We start from the raw sequence: 15,877 nt of genomic DNA, 5'->3' as shown, positions 1-15,877 counted from the left end.
CGAGATACCGACTACTTCTTGGAAAGCCGCGATGAACCACAAATAAGCGGCTCTTTTTTAGCCCAACTTTCTGCTCTTAAACCTTATCGACTGTATCCGCCCCATGAACCCACGGGACGATATTGTTAATACGTGAGCGCCGCAATCACACTGTTAGCGCTAAGGAACCTTTGAAACCGTCACCAAAGCTCACTCATAATAAGCTATTATTTACAGTAGATTTCGGTTAATTTCCCAAAGGCCATTATGAAAAACAAACTGAGTTTAGCAATTCAAGCATACTGCAACTGGATTGATTCAAACATTATTGAAATTGCTTATGTCGGTTCCATTCTAGTTGTGATTCTAACGCTCATCATCAATCTTATTTAGGCTTCCATTTCCTAAATATTAGTTTCCTTTACTCATTACCGAGCTTTTCTAAAAGCCTCAGAGTTAAATCAATCACCTCATGGATTTGGAGTTTTACGCCTTCAAATAGCTGCGTGAGCGGATCTATTTTTGAGGTTGCAGCTTCAACAATGACTGATTTACCTCAACGATAAACTGATAACCTCTCATTCAATGAATCCTATCTTTTTAACCATTGCCTTGTTCGTTTGTAGGAGCCCGTCCTCTATACACGACTATTGGTTACGCTTGAATGAGGATACTATTGAATTAGAATGCCCCTCAAACATATATCGCCTTGGTTATTGAGAAACAAACAGAATGAAACAAACAAATCATATCGAACAATGCCAGCAAGAAATTTTGAGCTTTTCGGACCGATTACATCAATCTGGTTGTGCGCCTTACTCGGTAGCTCAATACACTCAAGCTTATGCAAAACGCCAGAACATTGATGTCTCTATTGATGTGACCCCGACAAAAGTCATCACTATTTTTGAGCAACCCACGCAAAAAGTCGTGATGGAAAACAAAAAACCACCCTCGGTTAACTTACGTGATTTAGTCGCAACGCTTAAAGGGTTTTCGACTCATTCCCATTACGAAGGTTCAGAAACCTACTCGAATCGTACCTTGTGCTTTGCCAATTTATTGCTTCCGCCATGTTATTTAATGTTAGTTGGCAGTACTTATCTGGCGGTCGGTTTATCCATTATTCTGGGCGCTATAGCCTGGCTAGCACAAATTCTCCTGACTGGGCCAAGAAGCATTCTTGTCGAGTTCTTTGTCGCCTTAGTAGCCAGTTTTTTAACCGGTATGATAGCGGCACAGGTTCCCGGCTTACCAACATTGGCACTGTGCATTTCTTCCATTGTCCTTTTTATTCCTGGGTTAACCGTCACCAACGGCTTAGCCAGTCTTGCTCTCAATGACTTTCGGTCAGGTATCGAACTGCTTGCACAAAGCGCACTCATAGTAATGAAAATATTCATCGGCATTGTTATGGGGTTAGGCTTAGCCAACATAATCAATCAACCATTATCGGTACCGGTATTTATTGATGAAATCCCATTCGTTCTTCATGTCACCGCACTGATCGGGATTTCTGTCGCTATTGGCCTTATTTTCAACGCAAGTATGACAGAAATTCTCTTAGGCCTTCCTGTCGCGGCAATTGGCATGTGGGGGCCACATTGGTTTACTTCCGATTGGGTTGTAGGTACATGGGTAAGCACAATACTCATTACGCTTTACGGGTTGGGGATGGGAAAATTGCGTCACGTTCCACCACTCATATACATTATTCAAGGGATCATCATTCTTGTCCCCGGTAGTCGAATCATTGTCGGAGCAAGTGAGTCCTTCTTTGCGACCTCCATTTTACCCATTCCGAATATTGGTCTGTCCGCCTTGCTGATGTTTGGCGCGATTATGGCGGGACAAATCATGGTTTATTCTATATTTAGTCGTCATTTTGATTCCATCATTGAGGACTAACCATCGAGCTAACAATCGCTGATCAACACGCCCCAATAACCCACGATTGAGTCTTTATCTGCTTTTTGACGTTAAACGATTCTGAGAAGGTACTGATGAACAGAGTCTCGAAAATCGATAAGACTATTTTGTTTCAGATGGCGAGGGGAATGAGCAATATGGATTTGGAAAAACCGAATAGAATCGAAATTAGCCAATAATTCAATAAGATAAGGATGCTTAGGATGAGTCAATGCAAAGTAGGCAGAGGTAAGCTAGGTATAGGCAAGCGCTAGGTTGATAGGCTTGCCATCTACTCCATTTCCGTTCTAACTACGCCACCAGTGCGTTCAGTTTTTTACGCATACTCTCTTTATCAAGGCCACCTTTAGGTCCAATGAAGACTAACCGTGACGAACGAGATTCATCATCTTCCCATGCATCTCCAACCGTCACATTGGCTCGCTGACCCGTGCACTGAAATACACAGCGATGATCAGGACGATCGGTTAAATTTAAAATACCTTTCATGCGATAAGCATCAATTGAAAACTGTTGCAGTAGAGGATACAAACTTTGTAGATTAAGCGGTTGATCAGTTTCAAAGCTGAATGTTTCGAAATCATGGTTCACGTGATGACAGTGCTCATCATGACAATCATGGTGCTGGCATTCCTTTTGATCAGCCGCTATTTTGTTAGTGACAAAGCGCGTACTTTCAGGGGCATCAAATAAGATAGGTAAATCCACTTCGCCGAATGAAATATCAATCAATTTAGCAAACGGAGCTTGTACTCGGCACCATGCTTTGACTTGCTCTAGTTTATCAGCATCGACTAGGTCAACTTTATTAACCAGAACAATGTCAGCCACTTGAATTTGCTGCTTCGACAACGTCTCCATTGGGCCTTCTAGCCCTAAAATGTTTTCCGCATCGATCGTCGTCACGATTGCATTTAAAGGTGCGTGTGCTTGCAGTTCCGGATCTTCAAATTGAAGTGCCACTTCTTTGGGTTCTGCGATACCTGAAGTTTCAACAATAATATGGTCTGGGCGTTCCTCTAATGCGAGTAAACGCATTACCGAAACGACTAGTCCTTCTGCAAGGTTACAACAGATACAGCCATTCTCTAGGCTGATCATATTTTCACTTTCAGATTTAACTAACTCCGCATCAACATTGATTGATCCAAAATCATTGACGATCACAGCCATGCGCATTCCATTTGCATTGGTTAATATATGGTTTAGTAGGGTCGTTTTCCCTGCTCCTAAAAATCCGGCTAAAATTGTTACTGGAATAGGCTTCTTGCTCATAGCATGCTCTCTTTCGATTTTCGTTGTCTATATTTACTCGGTAAGCAATAAAAAAGGTTGAGCTAATGCCCAACCTTTTAAGTCAGGATAACTTAGCCAGTAACTTTGTTGCGAACCGCTTCACCTGGGTTTGAATCTAACAACATTTCACCAGCTTCAATGATAGGTGTCCCGTTTACAAGTACGTATTTCATGCCTGTAGAAAGGGCATTTGGTTTATCAAATGTTGCAACGGCTTTTACTTCATCAAGTTTGAAAATAGCTAAATCAGCATCTTTACCTACTTGAATACGACCTTTATTTGCCATTTGTGGCACAGCATCCTCAAGAATACGACATGCGTTTAAGCTAGTTCTTTCCATCGCTTCTACTAGTGTTACCGCTTTGTATTCCTCGACATATTTTTCAATAAAACGAGAGAAACAAGCAAGTGAGCGAGGGTGAGCTATTGCGTTGCTTGGAAGTGGCCATACATCACCTTCAATTAATACGCCTTTATCATCCATCCAAGGCATTGCATCTGAAGCGATAGCTGCACCTGGGAACAATACTGAACGGTCCATTTTAGCGCGATCTTCTTTGTTCTCATCGGGTTTTAAGAAGTGCATGACAACCACGGTACCGGGCGCTGATGCTTGTAGTTCAGTGACTTTTTCTTGGTTTAGTGCTTTACCATTCGCTTCCATGTAGCTAGCGCTTGGTACACCCCAACGTTGTAACCAATCGTCACCACGGAAAACTTCTGCGCCAATAACGGAAGAGCCAGCACCATAAGGATAAGCTTCAGTAGTAACGGCTAAACCTTGATCAATGGCGGATTGAACTAAATCGGCACAATCTTCGATATCTTGTACTGACGTGCTGTTGAGGTGACAAATGTGCATGTGTGCACCCGTTGTCGCCGACAGGCTAATGAGTTCTTGGTATGCTTCAAAGCTTGATTTTGGCTCTGCGCTGTTTAGGTAACGAACGTGAGTGTAAGTTGGTACTTCATAGCGTTTTGCTAGTTTAGCAAGATCATAGTACTCTTTGTGGCCATAACCTGGTGCGTAACCCGCGTTAATACCAATGCCTAAGCCCCCCTCTTTAAGACCTTGCTCAACCGAGCCCAGAATTTGTTTTAATTCATCTGGGGTTGCTAGGGTATTTTGCCAATTGTTTTTAGAAAAAGCTTTCTGGAACCAAACAATCGTACCATCAGGAGCAGGCATCGTAGGTTCTTTTGCTTGAATACGAGCGTAAGTCCATGCTACAGAAGCGCCGTAATTAATCGGGCGACCTTCAGCAGCAGTAATATCGTAGTACGTTCCGATTGGGAATAGACCAGATTCCATCTCAAGAGCGGTGGTTACGCCATCGAATGCTTGAGCACGGGCAGCAGGAAGTTGTTGTCCGTGAGCGTGCATATCTATAAAGCCAGGTGCAACCACGAGACCTTCAGCATCGATGATTGTTTTGCCTTGCAGCTTTTTGTCTGAGATTGCAGCAATACGCTTACCTTTAATACCGACGTGACGAATTGCGTCGAGTCCAGTTTCAGGATCAACAACACGGCCATTTTCGATAACGATATCAAATGGCCCTTTCTCGTTAGGCATCAGTTTGATGTTTTGGCCAACCAGTTTTTCAGGGGCTGCATGTAAAACAGAGGCAAAAGGCAGTGCCGCAGCCCCAACCGCTAACTTAGTCAAAGTCGAACGTTTATCTGTATCGACACCATCAAGTAATACTTGCGTAGCGTCCAATTCATTTGGGTCGTAATTTTTCATATTGATACCTGTTATGTTTGTTGTAAAAGAATATTAGTTCATGATTGTTATGAAAACTATGCTGCATGTAGAAAAATCAATCGATTGACTAACACCCACCTTTCCATCATTAGAATCCACTGCCAACCGTTATATAAAACGCGCTGTCAACGTAACTAAAAGCGAGGTCTACCCCCATGTGTAACCCATATCGGCAAGCTATCTGATAGCGAAATCCAGCACCATACGCATCGACACTTTCATCGTCTGACAGACTGCCCTCTACTGTCGCTTTATCCAGGCCATAAAACGCAGAAACGGTCCAACGATTATCAATCGCATTATCGTATTCCGCGACAACACCCAGCCCAGAGGTCACCGAGCTTTCGCCCATAAAATATTGAATAACGCCATTGATAGCGTTATTCACATCTTCATTACTGGTCTCAAACTCTACCGAGCTCTGGCCAATAATCTGTTTCACACCCAGCATCAATGGTGTGTTTGCCACTCGAAACTGGAGCTGCTGAAGCGCAGCGACTCCCGAGGTTTTTGTGCCGAATTGAATCGTTTTGTTGTACGACGCACCTATACTGAACTCTTTGAAAATATCGAGGTTCGCCTTTCCAGCGCCAACGCCACCCGTATATCGAATGGTATCTTTTAGCCACGACGGTATCACCGTTAATGTCGGTATCAGAACCTGCGCCATATTCAAAGTCCCCACCATGAATAAAGACATACACGGGTAATGACTCTGAACCATTGATCTCCGAAGGACGCCAAATATTAAGATTCAAGCAATCTTCAGATTGCTCTTGCTGGGTTATTTTAAGCTGTGGGCACACGGCGCCAAATTGTGTCGCATCTATAGCGCTATCAGCATTGTGTTCTAATTGACGGAGTGACTGTGCTGAAAACGTTGTTGATCGGCGTAAGTGATTCCTTTAAACGCTTCAATGAATACGCGTTGCTCGTCACCTGCTAAGGTATTGATCACAACAGACTCTCTATTTGCGAAAAGAGTCGCGTCCCCGATGGATACTGAAACCTGCTCTGTTGGTAATGTCTGAAGCGGTTCTGGCTTAATAGGACGTGAGCTGGTTTCATCACTACCCCACGCAGAAAGAGCAACAGTGATAGCGATAACCATGAGTGAGCGATGCGTTAAATTCATGGTTGTACCCATAAATGTGTTCGGCCATCTGACCTGATATTGGTATCATCAAACCTGAGAATCCCTATGCTCAGCCATGCTCATTTCTGGAGTATTTGAAGTATTTTTTCTTTATGGTGCGATATTAATTCACTCTTTAAATTTGAATAAATCGCTTATGCAGGACGTGATCCTACATATATTCACTACCGTGAGTGGATGTCGCTTTTTATTTATCACAAAGACTTCTTGTTGTACCTTCTTTGGCTGACTATCTAGGGTTGATAAAATTTAAACGGGTTCTTGAAACAGCTCTATAGGGGGTTGCTGTGACTCTCCTTCTGAAGCTTCAAACTCATCAAAGAACCCAAATATGTTATTAGAGTCCGATGGCATAGTTAGCACCAAACGTAAGTTTCGAGGCCAAAGCCAATATTGTTGAGGTCTGTTTTGACTTGACCCGAAGAGGTCCAAGGTAGAAGTGCGTCGATATCAGGCTCTGCTTTCGCGAGCTCTTTCATGCACTTGACCATGTAGTTTTAGAGGATAAGACCGTTGGCTTTCGCAGTCTCGACGATACTGTAAAGCATCGCGCTCGCCTCAGCGCCATTTGGTGTGTTGGAGAATAGCCAATTTTTCCTGCCAATAACCAGCGGTTTAATTGCGCGTTCAGCGCGATTATTATCGATAGATAAGTGACCATCGTCGATATAACGAATGAGTTTAGGCCATTGCCCGAGCGTGTACTTTATTGCTTTGCCTAGTGGGCTAGAGCCTATCACCTTCTGGGTTGTCATCCATTGGTAAAGCTCATCCAGTATCGGCTTGGCATACGCTTAACGCTCTGCTTTGCGTTCTTCGGCAGGCGCACCTTTTAAGCGTGATTCTATCCCGCAGAGCTTTGGGGGTTTAGCCAGCGCTTTATCAGCCTTGCCCGATTTACCTTCCCCTTGAAGCTTCTTCGCGTCCATGAACTTGCGTTAAGCACCCCACATTAGTGACGTGATGCAGACCATGATAAGCCGTGTAGCCATCGGTTTGTAGATAACCGTTGTAGTCACCTAAAAAGTCCACGGGGCACACCCTCGCGCGACTGTTTTGATAGTCGTACAAGGCGATTTTTTCACATTCGGCAGTGCCGCTTCGGGCGAGTCAGCGCCTGAGCAGTAAAGCCACATATAACACTGCTTCTCTTCTTTGAGCACATTGAGCGGCGTTTCATCCGCCTGAACCACCACTTGTTGAAGTAGGTTCTCCTTCAAGGCCGCATACAGCGGGGCGAACTTCTCACTGACTTGGATAACCCACCTTGCCATGGTGGCGCGTGATAGCTCGATACCCGACTGGGTAAACAGCGATCATCAATCAATGCATTGGGTGCTAACTCTTGTCCTCCACCCGCTAAGCGACCATTACAAAAAGCACCCACAAGGATCTCGCCGGTAAAGCTGCCTTTGTCTATGGGCAACGTGCCACTGTAGGGCTTAAAGCCAAGTGCTTTCACCACACCTGTTAGTGTATACGCACCGCCACCGAGAAAATCTTTAAGCTCGACTGGCGTTTCAGCTGTGACTTCAGCACCAAAACCCGCCGCAGCGACATTCATAAAATAGCGGTCATTCGCACGCGCGCTATCCACCGCAAACGCCTTGCCTTCCAGCGCTAGTTCAAAAGCACCCGAAATATCGTTAGGTATTCCCGTTGCGGTAGCAAAATCATTCGCAGTGCCCATTGGGATAAGCGCCAGTTGTGGTCTTTCACTGGCACGGAACTGGTTGAGCGCGTTAACGGCTTCATTCACCGTTCCATCGCCACCGACAACAATCAGACGCTTAACACCATCGCATATTGCCTCGCTTACCAAACGAAACATGTCCGACGATTCCCAAGTCACTCTAACTTGCAGGTCAATATCATTGTCCCTCGCCGCAAAGATGGCTTGCCTTAATTCCGGGATATTGGCTTTCTTTCCGTTTAAAATCACGCGAATGCTGTCCATGGCTATGTCCTTGTATAGGCTAACTTGATAACTCTTTTGCTGCCGCTTTGATCTTAGCTCGTAACCACTTATGGCTTGGTTCATTAGTACGGCTTGGATGCCAAATCATACACATATCGAGGTCTTCCAACTCGAAGGGCAATGGCAGTGTTTTTACCGCGTACTTTTCAGCAAAACAATGCACTGATGAAATAGGCATTACTCCGATGTACTCAGAGCCTTCGATAACAGGAAGCATCTCTACAACGCCCGCTGCGCGATACACGATTCTACGTTTCTCAAGGTCACTATAGTGCTCAGAGCTTAATAAGCTTTTGCGCGCATGCCACCTAGAGACCACCACATGCTCGAGTGCTAAGAACTGTTCCATATCGATGGTATCGCCAACCGTAGGATGATCACTACTACACACCACCACCAGCTCTTCTGTAGAAATCACCTCGTGCTTAAGCATGGTTCTTCCTTTAGGCGTCATATCAACAATCACGTCGTGTCTTTGCAGCCTTAAATCAGACTCATAGTCTTCGGTAAACAGAGGATGAACCTCTAACGCGATACCTGGTGCGACTTGGCTGATTAACCGCATGACTTTTGGCATCATTTCGTAGCTCGCCGCCGAGACGCAGGCAATGGAAAACACGCGGCCTGAGGTTTTAGGATCGAAGTCTCTTGATGCGGATAAGGTAGAAGTAAAGTTTTTAAGTGCAGCGGCCATTGCAGGATAGATATCAATAGCGAATGTGGTTGGCTCTACGCCTGATGTGGTGCGATGAAACAGTGGCTCATCATAGATATCTCTCAACCTTGCAAGTGCTTTACTCACTGCTGGTTGGCTTATATCCATGCGATTAGCAGCTCTAGATAAGTTCTGCTCTTCATAGATAGCAACAAATATAGGAATTAGATTTAGTTCGGTACTTTTCATACAGTTCCATATTAAAGAAGCAGGTTCCCCATAGTAGAGAACCTGCCGATTATGTTCGATGCGAATAACTAAAGTTTGCTACTTAGTTCTATCTTTTAAGTTTGGCAAGGCTTTAGGGATTTTCAAGCGAGCGGCAATTGAACGAGATTGACTCTGGCTTGATTTCTCGTTGGGCAAGTTACGTAACCCTTTCCATAAACGGGTGAATACGTTTTTATCTTCACATCCTTGTTGAAGGGCTTCGCTATCCTCTAGCCAACGCTTTTGCCCATTTGATTTACCATTTTTCGCTTTATCATGTTGCGCTTTATTCAGCTCTAACTGAGAGGTTTCGTTTCGCAATTGACGGTAGATAAAGGTTCTTAATGCAGCCCAATTACCTTGCTTGAGTAAACGACGTAGTACCAACCAACCTGGTGTTGGGCGGTTCGCATAATAACGTTTAACCGAAACAAAGCACGCCACACTGAACAACAGTGCCAGACCAACGCTAATAAACACTGACATGTAAGCCTTGATGAAAGATTGGACTGTGTGTTTGGCTTCAAACAGATTCCCTTTTATCACCACGGTTTCAAGGCGTTGATTTTTGCTGTCCCACCACTGAAATGAAAACTCTGGCAGCGTAAATTCACCGCCCTGCTGAATAACATAAACCGTCTCCTCAATTCGACTGGAACGGTAGTTACCACGATCTTGAGTATCATCTAAACGATTAGGTTGCGGGTAAGCTTGGTACTGCTGGGTCGATTCATTGTTCAACACATCTGGCAGCAACACAGAAAAGCTGTCTTTTGCCTTAATCGTGATAGTTCGAGTAATAGCATCGCCAACTTTTAGCTCTTCACTTGAGCGTTGCCATTGCTGCTCTATATCTACTTCTGTCGCAGAAAACCAAGGCGTTTCATTATCGAGTAAACCTGAAGGCAACGAAGCTTCAAACTTAATCGGCTGCGTGTAAAGCGTACCGCCCACGTTTGAACCATCAGGAGCAGAAACTTGGATACGAACCGGTACGGTTGGAATAACAAACTCACCGGAAGTCATCGGATAAAGCGTCACTTCCCAACGCTGACGTGACCATGTAGTACCACCGACTCTTTCTGTGTAGTTCGTCGCGAGTTGGTTACGCTGCTTAGCGATAACGTTAGGGATTTCGATACTGCCGATTCGAGTGCCGCCCGTTAACCAGCGCGGTGTCGCCACCTCAATGTTCAGAATGACCTGCTCATTTACGCTGACTTTGCCCGGCGTTATCTTATCGCCTGACTTTGGCTTTTCCCCTACCCAAGCGATAAGCTCAACGTCACCACTTTTTTGGAGATCGAAGATATCTGCAGCAGAAACAAAAGTAGGGAAAACAGTGCTAATCAATAGAACCATCGACACAAGCAAGGTCTTGGTTAGTTTAAAGGACTCTGAGCGCCCTACCTTTACTTGAATCGATTCAAGAGCTAAATCATATCGACTCATTGCGTTTGCTCCTGTTTTGATGCCTGTTCCTGTTTTGGTGTCTGTTCGATAGAAGGCGCAGGATCTCTTAACTGAATTTGGAATTTGGATTTCAAGAAGAACTTAGGATCGGCTTCTACTCGCTTTAACCACTTGTCGGCAAGCTCTTGGCTGCCCAAGATTTCATTGGCGTTAAGTGTTTCCTTAAGCATCAATTCCGCTACCGTTTCTTCTTCAGCGCCATCACCCGTTCGCGGCTGATCGTCTTCGAGTTCTAAAGATTCTTCAGGGCCATCTGTGGTTCCAGACTGGCTTTCACTGGTTCGGTTTACCTCTTCGACAATTCCACTAAGCACAGCAAGATTGTTCTCCACATCCGTTCTTAGTTCTGGTGACAGATCCTCTTTCTCACTTAATGATTTCAAGAGGTCTCGTGCGGAAAGGTATTCACGCTGCCTAGCTAACGCACTCGCTGCATTGTACAAACCAAGGTCAGTTTTGGTTTGCAAAAACGCACTGTGAGCGAGCTTAAAATCACGAGCATAGTAATAAGCCGCGCCCTTTCGCATTGGGTCAGTAAAATGTTTGGCAGCTTGAAGGTACTCTTTCTGGTTCAACAAACGTTGACCTTGTTGGTCGGGCGTTAGCCATAAGTCCCACCACCATTGAGTGGTCTTATCCAAAGCTGTAAACGACTCCACCACAACGGGTTTCTCAGCAGTTAAGTTGACTGTTTTCGCCAAAGTGCTTGGTGAATAAATACTGCCTGAAATAACTAGGCTAACAACACACCACTGCACCAACCACCCTTTTCTGAACCATAGCAACATAATGAAAGCCATTGGAATAAGCAGTCCATAGCCCATGTCTTTCCAAGGCATTGAAGATTCGCCGTTGAGCTGCATGTTTCTTTCAACCGCTCTGTTCAGTTGTTGGATATCCGAATCATCAACGGTCACTTCAATCACTCGTCCACCCGTCTTACTCGCTAAGTTACGCAGTGAATCTAGGTCGACAGGGTTATCGCTCACCACATTACTGTTTCCTGCGGCGAGAATGAGCAACTGATACGGATTGTCGTTAAAGAAACTCTCGTACGCCCTAATGGTGCTTGGGTTTACACCATCTGATACCAACAGTACAGAAGAGCCTAACTCACCAGACAGTTGCTGATTAATCAGTGGCAGTGCTTCCTCTGCTGACTTACCTGAAACAGGCATGATATCGGGTGTGATAGCCGCTAGAAACGGTTCAAACACCTTGCTGTCTTGCGTGACGGGCATCGCCACGTGTGCGCTGCCTGCATAAACCACTAAGCCCGTATTACCGCCTTTGCGAGCTGCCAATAAGTCTCTAATTTTCTGCTTAGATCGTTCCAAGCGACTTGGAGGCAAATCTTTAGCAAGCATAGATTCACTATTATCAAGCACAACCAACATCGACGCTTTGTCTTCACCAAAAGGCGATGCTTCACGTTGCCATGTTGGGCCAGAACAGATAATGATGGCGATAGTCACAATTACCACCAATAGCTTCAACGGCAGTTGCTTGCGCCAGCCTGTTTCGCCAATCGTCAATGCATCACGTAAATGTGCAGGTATAATGTCTTTCCACGTTGGTTTGGTCTCTTCTCTCCAACGAACCCATAACAGGAAAAACATTGGAATAAAGGCCAACAACCACAATGGTCGGATAAAATGAAACTGGGTAAAAAACTGTTGTATCGTGAGAGAATCAGGCATCACTCTCTCCTTTCAAATTCTTAACAGAAGAAGCGAGCAGCGATCTTCGGCGTATCGTTGCTAAGCTGAATGCGGTCAAATACATCACTACAACAATCGCCATCAAATAGTGGTGCAGCCCCTGTTTAGGGCGATAAGTGGTACTTTCATATAACTGAGGTTCAAGCTCACCAATCTGAGCATAGGCTTTGGTCAGTTCGTCGCGGTTAAGTGCTTCAAAGGCTTCGCCACCTGACTCTTGAGCGACACGCTTGATGGTTTCCATATCCAGAGCAACCTCTCCAACGGTTTGCGGATCGCCCATCGCAATAACGTGAATTCGAACGCCTTTAGCCTTGGCGACTTTTGCGGCATCGATAGGCTCAACAAAACTTCCTGTATCATTACCGTCTGTTAATACGATCACGACTTTCTCTTTTTCGTTGGTGTCGACGTTTGAATCTTGAACGGCAGCACTTTGCTTTTCACTTTGTTCAAACACCTTGATCGCCAAGCCAATTGCATCGCCCAAGTGCGTACTTTGCCCTGCCATCGCGACATCGGTTTGATTAAGCAGTTCAAGCCATACATCTTGGTCCGCGGTAAATGGCGTTTGTACAAACGCTGCATCACCAAACAAGATCAAACCGAGTCGGTCTCCTTTTCTGGTTTTCGCAAAATCGGCTAACACCTCTTTGGTCGCATCTAAACGAGAGATTTTATCGCCTTGTTTAGAAGTGAAATCTTGCTCCGCCATTGAGCCAGACAAATCGACCACCACCATCACATCACGACCCAATTGTTCGCGAACCTGTGGCTCACCAAGAATGGTTGGTTTCGCTAACGCACACACGACCAATACCCAAGTAATAATGAGCGTGGTTCGTTGCCACCAGCTTGGAGTTAACTGGCTTGCACCTTCTGACGGTGCTTCCCCAATCGCTTCTACCAATTCTCGAAAAAATGGCACCTTAATCGCCATTTGCTTAGTTCGATAAGCTGGCACCGCAAAGTAGACCAACAACGGTAAAGGCAGCGCAATAAACCACAGCGGATGCGCAAATTCAAAACTGGCAGATAAAACATCAAACATTGTCTTGCCCCTCAACCGTTACCTGTACATTCGGCTTGTGAAGTTTTAGCCACATCATCGCGGTTTGAATTACCTCTAAACGCTGTTCAAAGCTCAAACGCACATTAGGGTCAATTAGGCTTTGCATCCATAATTCCGAAACTTCATCGGCAAAGAACGCATTGCTGTTTTCACTCGTGTTGGCGCTAACAGGCAGATAAGCGTTCAAACGGTTCACATAAGCTTGGCCAAACAACTTGGCATTACTGCTGTCTAGGTAACGAAGCACCACTTTGAGGACTTTAAAGGTTCGTTCGGTTGAGTTCTTGTCTCTTGCATCCAGTACCATGAGTTCTTGAAGCGCTTCTTTGCGATAACGGTTATTCCACCACCTTAACGCCAAGCGATAAGCCAGATAGATAGCGACCAATAACAGAATAACGCCAAGGATCTTCCAGCCGATCGTTTGAGGAGCCCAGCTCACACTGTCAGGAATGGCGACATCATGTAGGTCGCGAAGGATATAAGTACTTGGAGGCGTATGTTCAACAGCCATTTAGCGCCCTCCCACTAGTTTCTGCAGCTGTGATATGTGATTGCCCGACGTGTCTAATTCTATATAAGGGAGGTTTTTCATCGCCATCAATTTAGCAAGGGACAGTTTCTGAAGTGCCGCTTTTTGGGCAAGGCTTTTACTTGCGAGGTTAACCTTAGATTGGCTATCCAGATTAAGTTGAAAGCGACCATCACCCACCACCCAGTTTGCGCTTGCCAGATCTTGAGGCAATGATTGTTCTAATGGATCGGTGACCATAATGGCTAAGATGTCGTTGTGTTGTTGCAGTTGCTTTAGTCGGTCAAGATGTTGCTCTTGGCAATCTCGCCAATCACTAATAAAGATTAAGGTCGATTGCTTTAATCTCATTCGTTTTATCAGTTCAATCCACTGGCTAAATCCAACACCTTCGCTATCGCTCACACTGACACCTAAGCTTTGATTAGCCTTGGTAAGATGTTTTAACTGAGCCAATAAGTCCGATTGAGAACGCTGCGCTTTGGTATGAAAGAGCTTTTGGTGCGACGCCAAAACGAAACCAACTCGATCACCATCTTTCAGCACTCGCCATCCACACAATGCCGCCACTTCGGCAGCCACAACAGATTTCATGGTGTTTTGAGACGCAAAGAACATCGAACTGCGCTGATCGACACAGATCATCACATTACGGTCTTTCTCTTCGGTATAGCTACGAACATGAGGCTTACCCGTTCGCATCGTAACTTTCCAATCGAGATTACGGATATCATCACCCAATTGGTAATGACGTAATTCTTCGAAGTTCAAACCACGACCACGGAACAAAGAGTTATGTCTGCCCGAAAGTACGCTGCCCGCTTTTAAATGAGGTAACAGTGAAAACGACTCAGCTTGAGCCTGAATTCGCACTAACCTTGAATAATCACAATACAGTCGTGGATCAAGGCCTTGCGATTTGGGAGCTTGTGTTGGCTTCGCCATCACGCCCCCTAGTTATCCAATCTCAACATTATCGAGCAGTTCTTCAACCACTCTTTGATGGTCAACACCATCGGCCAATGCGTCGTAAGACAACGAGAATCGGTGACCTAATACGGTTGGTAACATGGCACGCACATCGTCCAACGTGACATGGTCACGCCCTTGCAGCCACGCATAAGCGCGAGCACATTTATCCAATGAAATAGATGCACGCGGACTTGAACCAATCTCAATCCATTTAGACAAGTTTGATTCTGGGTAACGCTCTGGCTTACGAGTTGCCATCACCAAGGCCACAATGTAGTTCTCAACTAAATCAGAAACGGCAATGTCTGGAAGTTGGCGCCGAGCTTCAAGTACCAACTCAGGTTCAATATGTTGTGGCGTGACTAATTCTGAACTGGTCTCGCTACCGAGTTCCTCACTGCGCACAAGTCGAATGATGTCGCGTTCAGCTTCATCTTCTGGATAGTCGACTGTCACTTTCATAATGAAACGGTCCATTTGTGCTTCAGGCAGTGGATACGTACCTTCTTGCTCAACTGGGTTTTGTGTGGCTAGCACCATGAACAAATCTGGCAGGATGTGAGTTTGACCACCCACCGTAATCGTCCCCTCCGCCATCGCTTCAAGCAGAGCAGCCTGTACTTTTGCAGGCGCACGGTTCACTTCATCGGCTAATACAATGCTGTTGAAAATAGGACCCGGTTGGAAATGCAACTGAGGCTTTCCATCAAGCTCTTGATACACCTCCGTGCCCGTCACATCAGATGGCAGCAGGTCTGGCGTAAATTGAATTCGACCAAAACTGGTGTTCAGTAGATTCGCCAGCGATTTTACTGAGCGAGTTTTCGCTGTACCGGGAAGTCCCTCTAAAAGCACATGGCCATTAGTCAATAACCCTATCACCAGAGCCCGAACGACGTGGCTCTGACCGATAACACTTTTCTCTGTTTGTTCAATCAGTTGGTTTATTGCTTGTTGCGCATGGTTCATAGGTCTTCCCTTAATTCAATCTGGCTGCGTACATCCTACTCACAAGCTCCATAACTATTAGTTATACACATGATAAACAGTTATAAACGCGATAATTGGTTACAAG

Annotated in this window: 13 protein-coding genes and 2 pseudogenes; 1 reads left to right on the top strand and 14 read right to left on the bottom strand. The window is 45.2% G+C overall.

The genetic code is table 11. The annotated features are described in order from the left end of the window. Positions 1–711: 711 nt before the first annotated feature. On the top strand, positions 712–1,887 hold the full coding sequence (locus tag AB4307_RS10875) for a threonine/serine exporter family protein (RefSeq protein WP_372131878.1): 1,176 nt from the start codon (positions 712–714) through the stop codon (positions 1,885–1,887). 312 nt (positions 1,888–2,199) lie between these two features. Here the strand turns inward: AB4307_RS10875 and AB4307_RS10870 are convergent, their stop codons facing one another. The 14 genes and pseudogenes from AB4307_RS10870 to AB4307_RS10805 all read right to left on the bottom strand — a co-directional run bounded on the left by AB4307_RS10870 (position 2,200) and on the right by AB4307_RS10805 (position 15,771). Continuing rightward, positions 2,200–3,183 carry a CobW family GTP-binding protein gene (locus AB4307_RS10870; RefSeq protein ID WP_065584640.1) on the bottom strand — a complete coding sequence of 328 codons (984 nt, stop codon included), beginning with the start codon at positions 3,181–3,183 and terminating at the stop codon, positions 2,200–2,202. Between the two features lie 92 nt (positions 3,184–3,275). Then, on the bottom strand, positions 3,276–4,952 hold the full coding sequence (locus tag AB4307_RS10865; RefSeq protein WP_102319826.1) for an amidohydrolase family protein: 1,677 nt from the start codon (positions 4,950–4,952) through the stop codon (positions 3,276–3,278). Positions 4,953–5,061: 109 nt separating this feature from the next. Further along, positions 5,062–5,697 (bottom strand): hypothetical protein, encoded by a 636-nt coding sequence (locus AB4307_RS10860; protein ID WP_372131876.1) that lies wholly within the window; start codon positions 5,695–5,697, stop codon positions 5,062–5,064. Beyond that, positions 5,657–5,779: pseudogene (locus AB4307_RS10855) on the bottom strand (carboxylesterase family protein); the annotation flags it as partial. The pseudogene AB4307_RS10855 and the gene AB4307_RS10860, both read right to left, overlap by 41 nt. 44 nt (positions 5,780–5,823) lie before the next feature. Beyond that, positions 5,824–6,108: a hypothetical protein gene (locus AB4307_RS10850; protein ID WP_372131874.1), complete on the bottom strand. Its 285-nt coding sequence runs from the start codon at positions 6,106–6,108 to the stop codon at positions 5,824–5,826. Positions 6,109–6,485: 377 nt separating this feature from the next. After that, positions 6,486–7,445, bottom strand: a pseudogene (gene tnpC, locus AB4307_RS10845) (IS66 family transposase); the annotation flags it as partial. Further along, positions 7,346–8,086, bottom strand: coding sequence for a lipid kinase YegS (gene yegS / locus AB4307_RS10840; protein ID WP_017066040.1), 741 nt, complete (start codon positions 8,084–8,086; stop codon positions 7,346–7,348). The pseudogene tnpC and the gene yegS, both read right to left, overlap by 100 nt. A gap of 19 nt (positions 8,087–8,105) precedes the next feature. Beyond that, the gene (locus AB4307_RS10835) at positions 8,106–9,011 is read right to left on the bottom strand and encodes a LysR family transcriptional regulator (protein ID WP_017059228.1); all 906 of its coding nucleotides are present in this window, start codon (positions 9,009–9,011) and stop codon (positions 8,106–8,108) included. A 78-nt stretch (positions 9,012–9,089) separates the two neighbouring features. Then, on the bottom strand, positions 9,090–10,484 hold the full coding sequence (locus AB4307_RS10830; protein WP_102428301.1) for a BatD family protein: 1,395 nt from the start codon (positions 10,482–10,484) through the stop codon (positions 9,090–9,092). Next, positions 10,481–12,205, bottom strand: a complete 1,725-nt coding sequence (locus tag AB4307_RS10825; protein WP_372131872.1) for a vWA domain-containing protein — start codon at positions 12,203–12,205, stop codon at positions 10,481–10,483. The genes AB4307_RS10830 and AB4307_RS10825 overlap by 4 nt, the downstream gene beginning before the upstream one ends. Continuing rightward, on the bottom strand, positions 12,198–13,277 hold the full coding sequence (locus AB4307_RS10820) for a vWA domain-containing protein (RefSeq protein ID WP_102332862.1): 1,080 nt from the start codon (positions 13,275–13,277) through the stop codon (positions 12,198–12,200). Before AB4307_RS10820 ends, AB4307_RS10825 begins: the two co-directional genes overlap by 8 nt. After that, positions 13,270–13,812 (bottom strand): DUF4381 domain-containing protein, encoded by a 543-nt coding sequence (locus tag AB4307_RS10815; RefSeq protein ID WP_017066901.1) that lies wholly within the window; start codon positions 13,810–13,812, stop codon positions 13,270–13,272. The genes AB4307_RS10820 and AB4307_RS10815 overlap by 8 nt, the downstream gene beginning before the upstream one ends. Further along, positions 13,813–14,775 carry a DUF58 domain-containing protein gene (locus AB4307_RS10810; RefSeq protein ID WP_372123008.1) on the bottom strand — a complete coding sequence of 321 codons (963 nt, stop codon included), beginning with the start codon at positions 14,773–14,775 and terminating at the stop codon, positions 13,813–13,815. It lies immediately after the preceding gene. Positions 14,776–14,787: 12 nt separating this feature from the next. Beyond that, positions 14,788–15,771, bottom strand: a complete 984-nt coding sequence (locus AB4307_RS10805; protein ID WP_017094550.1) for an AAA family ATPase — start codon at positions 15,769–15,771, stop codon at positions 14,788–14,790. Positions 15,772–15,877: the final 106 nt, after the last annotated feature.

It is taken from the genome of Vibrio sp. 10N.261.52.C2 (assembly GCF_041471425.1).
Taxonomy (GTDB): Bacteria; Pseudomonadota; Gammaproteobacteria; order Enterobacterales; family Vibrionaceae; genus Vibrio; species Vibrio crassostreae_C.
The sequence above is the reverse complement of the archived record's forward strand: the minus strand, read 5'-3'. Positions and strand labels throughout refer to the sequence as shown.

Coding starts and splice junctions, on each gene's coding strand:
- AB4307_RS10875 (WP_372131878.1), top strand. CDS start 712: ATGAAACAAACAAATCATATCGAACAATGCCAGCAAGAAATTTTGAGC.
- AB4307_RS10870 (WP_065584640.1), bottom strand. CDS start 3,183: ATGAGCAAGAAGCCTATTCCAGTAACAATTTTAGCCGGATTTTTAGGA.
- AB4307_RS10865 (WP_102319826.1), bottom strand. CDS start 4,952: ATGAAAAATTACGACCCAAATGAATTGGACGCTACGCAAGTATTACTT.
- AB4307_RS10860 (WP_372131876.1), bottom strand. CDS start 5,697: ATGGTTCAGAGTCATTACCCGTGTATGTCTTTATTCATGGTGGGGACT.
- AB4307_RS10850 (WP_372131874.1), bottom strand. CDS start 6,108: ATGAATTTAACGCATCGCTCACTCATGGTTATCGCTATCACTGTTGCT.
- yegS (WP_017066040.1), bottom strand. CDS start 8,086: ATGGACAGCATTCGCGTGATTTTAAACGGAAAGAAAGCCAATATCCCG.
- AB4307_RS10835 (WP_017059228.1), bottom strand. CDS start 9,011: ATGAAAAGTACCGAACTAAATCTAATTCCTATATTTGTTGCTATCTAT.
- AB4307_RS10830 (WP_102428301.1), bottom strand. CDS start 10,484: ATGAGTCGATATGATTTAGCTCTTGAATCGATTCAAGTAAAGGTAGGG.
- AB4307_RS10825 (WP_372131872.1), bottom strand. CDS start 12,205: ATGCCTGATTCTCTCACGATACAACAGTTTTTTACCCAGTTTCATTTT.
- AB4307_RS10820 (WP_102332862.1), bottom strand. CDS start 13,277: ATGTTTGATGTTTTATCTGCCAGTTTTGAATTTGCGCATCCGCTGTGG.
- AB4307_RS10815 (WP_017066901.1), bottom strand. CDS start 13,812: ATGGCTGTTGAACATACGCCTCCAAGTACTTATATCCTTCGCGACCTA.
- AB4307_RS10810 (WP_372123008.1), bottom strand. CDS start 14,775: ATGGCGAAGCCAACACAAGCTCCCAAATCGCAAGGCCTTGATCCACGA.
- AB4307_RS10805 (WP_017094550.1), bottom strand. CDS start 15,771: ATGAACCATGCGCAACAAGCAATAAACCAACTGATTGAACAAACAGAG.